Below are 2,103 nucleotides of genomic sequence, written 5' to 3' on the forward strand. Positions count from 1 at the left end.
GGCGATGGGTCATGGCGACGACCTGATCATCGCCGACACCAATTTCCCATCCGATTCGGTGGCGCGGCAAACCGTGCTCGGCAAGCTCTTGCGCATCGATGCGACGGCGGCCGACGCGGTGAAGGCGGTGCTGTCGGTCTATCCGCTGGATACGTTCGTCAACGATGCCGCGGCGCGCATGGAGATCGTCGGCAAGCCGAACGAAATCCCGCCGGTGTAGAAGGAGGTCCAGAAGGAGATCGACGCGGCCGAGGGCAAACCCTGGCCGATGATCTCGATCGAGCGCTACGCTTTCTACGAGCGCTCCAAGAAGGCCTATTGCGTGATCCAGACCGGCGAGCGCCGTTTCTATGGCTGCTTTGCCTTCCGCAAAGGCGTCGTGCCGCCGGATGCGGAGTAAGGACATGGCCGCCGCCAAGCCTGTCGTCATCCTGGGTGTGTTCGTCGCCGACACCGCCTATCGCGCCGATCGCCAGCCGCGCATGGGCGAGACGATCCTCGGCAATTCCTTCAAGCTCGGGCCGGGCGGCAAGGGCTCGAACCAGGCGGTGGCGTCCGGCAAGCTTGGCGCCGACATCACTTTCCTGACCAGGCTTGGCGTCGATGCCTTTGCCGACATGGCCAAGCAGACCTGGAGGGATGCTGGCGTCAAGAGCGCCGTGATCGACACGCCGGACAGCTATACGGGTGCTGCCTATATCTTCGTCGAGGAAGGCACGGGCAACAATGCCATCATCGTCAGCCCGGGCGCGGCGATGCTGATTTCCCCCGCAGACATCGAGACGCATGCCGGCCTGATCCGCTCCGCCGGCGTCTTCGTCACGCAGCTCGAGCAGCCGATCGACGCGGCCTTGAAGGCACTTGAGATCGCGCGCGGGGCAGGGGTGACGACCATTCTCAATCCCGCGCCGGCCGCGAGCCTGCCGGACCGTATCTACATGCTCTGCGACTATGTCACGCCCAACGAGACCGAGGCCGAAGGGCTGACCGGCATCAAGGTGTCGTCGGTCGACGACGCCCGCCGCGCCGCCGACGCTCTGCTGGCCAAGGGTGTCGGGGCCGTCATCGTGACGCTGGGAGAAAAGGGCGCGCTTCTGCACAGCAAGGACCGATCCGAGCATGTCGGCGCCGTAAATGCCGGCCCGGTGGTCGAGACCACCGGGGCGGGCGATGCCTTCAACGGCGGTCTTGCCGCCGCTTTGGCAAAAGGCGTCGAGCCGCTGGAGGCCGTGCGCTTTGCCTGCGGGGTCGCCGGCATTTCGGTGACCCGCCCCGGCACCGCGCCGTCTATGCCGACATTGCAAGAGGTCGAGGCGCTGCTCGCGAAGGCATGAACTCGTAGTTCGGCCGGTTTATTAGCGGCCCCTTGACCGGGAACGCTCCTGAAGCGAGCGCGTTCATCCTCCTGGTTTGCAACGCCGGAACGGCAGGATGAAGAAATCTTACGAAAAACCCACGCTCGTGAAGCGGCAGAAGCTCACCGAACGGACGGCCCAGATTGTCGCTTCCGGCGTCGTCCTGGGCGAATGATTTCCTTGATCGGGCTTGGATAGCGCTACAGAATCCTGCTGGTCAGTTCCAGCATCGTCGTTGCGCCTTGCTCGCTGCCGGGCATATGCACGACGCGAAGGACGCGGAGGTCCCTGTTCGTTCCCTCGACCGGTATCGACACGCTTTCGCCGACCCGCGGCAATTCCTGGAAAGCGAGCTCGTCGACATCCCTCTCCTCGTCGATGGAAATCCGACATCTCACAGCCATCTGACTTCTCCCGTTTTACCCGAGGGCTGAACGGGACAAGGTTGAAATGGTTCCGAGAAGGCCCTCAGTTGGCAAACCTGCCGCGATATTCGCGCGGCGTCAGGCCTTTTAAAGCCTTGAATTGACGTCCGAAATTGGCCAGCGACCGATAGCCGACCTGCTCGGCGATGTGGGCGATCTGCTTGTCGCCCTCCGTCAGGAGGGCGCAAGCCTTGCCGATGCGCAGCCGTGTCACATACTCAGTCACGGTCAGCCGCGTGTGTCGGGTGAACATCCGGTGAAAGCCCGACGGGCTGAGCGCGGCGAGGCGCGCGACACGGTCGATCCTGAGCTCATCAGTATAG

The 2,103-nt window shown here is 63.7% G+C and carries 4 protein-coding genes and 1 pseudogene; 3 read left to right on the top strand and 2 right to left on the bottom strand.

Annotated elements, in window-relative coordinates; genetic code table 11:
* The 3 genes and pseudogenes from EOA24_RS35495 to EOA24_RS42100 form a co-directional block, all read left to right on the top strand.
* Positions 1-400: pseudogene (locus tag EOA24_RS35495) on the top strand (RbsD/FucU domain-containing protein); the annotation flags it as partial.
* Positions 401-404: 4 nt separating this feature from the next.
* Positions 405-1,334, top strand: a complete 930-nt coding sequence (gene rbsK, locus EOA24_RS35500; protein WP_126082447.1) for a ribokinase — start codon at positions 405-407, stop codon at positions 1,332-1,334.
* Positions 1,335-1,431: 97 nt separating this feature from the next.
* Entirely contained in the window at positions 1,432-1,530 is a 99-nt protein-coding gene (locus EOA24_RS42100) for a putative RiPP precursor (RefSeq protein ID WP_189342102.1), read from the top strand.
* Between the two features lie 25 nt (positions 1,531-1,555).
* Here EOA24_RS42100 and EOA24_RS35505 read toward each other — a convergent pair whose 3' ends face one another.
* Complete coding sequence (locus EOA24_RS35505) at positions 1,556-1,759, bottom strand: hypothetical protein (protein ID WP_126082448.1); 204 nt, start codon at positions 1,757-1,759, stop codon at positions 1,556-1,558.
* Between the two features lie 64 nt (positions 1,760-1,823).
* Positions 1,824-2,103 (bottom strand): AraC family transcriptional regulator (locus EOA24_RS35510; protein ID WP_133374800.1); only part of this gene is annotated, 280 nt, incomplete at its 5' end.

The organism is Mesorhizobium sp. M2A.F.Ca.ET.039.01.1.1, from assembly GCF_003998035.1.
Classification (GTDB): domain Bacteria; phylum Pseudomonadota; class Alphaproteobacteria; order Rhizobiales; family Rhizobiaceae; genus Mesorhizobium.

Bases quoted from the DNA above. Each gene is read 5' to 3' on its own strand.
- rbsK (WP_126082447.1), top strand. From the start codon at position 405: ATGGCCGCCGCCAAGCCTGTCGTCATCCTGGGTGTGTTCGTCGCCGAC.
- EOA24_RS42100 (WP_189342102.1), top strand. From the start codon at position 1,432: ATGAAGAAATCTTACGAAAAACCCACGCTCGTGAAGCGGCAGAAGCTC.
- EOA24_RS35505 (WP_126082448.1), bottom strand. From the start codon at position 1,759: ATGGCTGTGAGATGTCGGATTTCCATCGACGAGGAGAGGGATGTCGAC.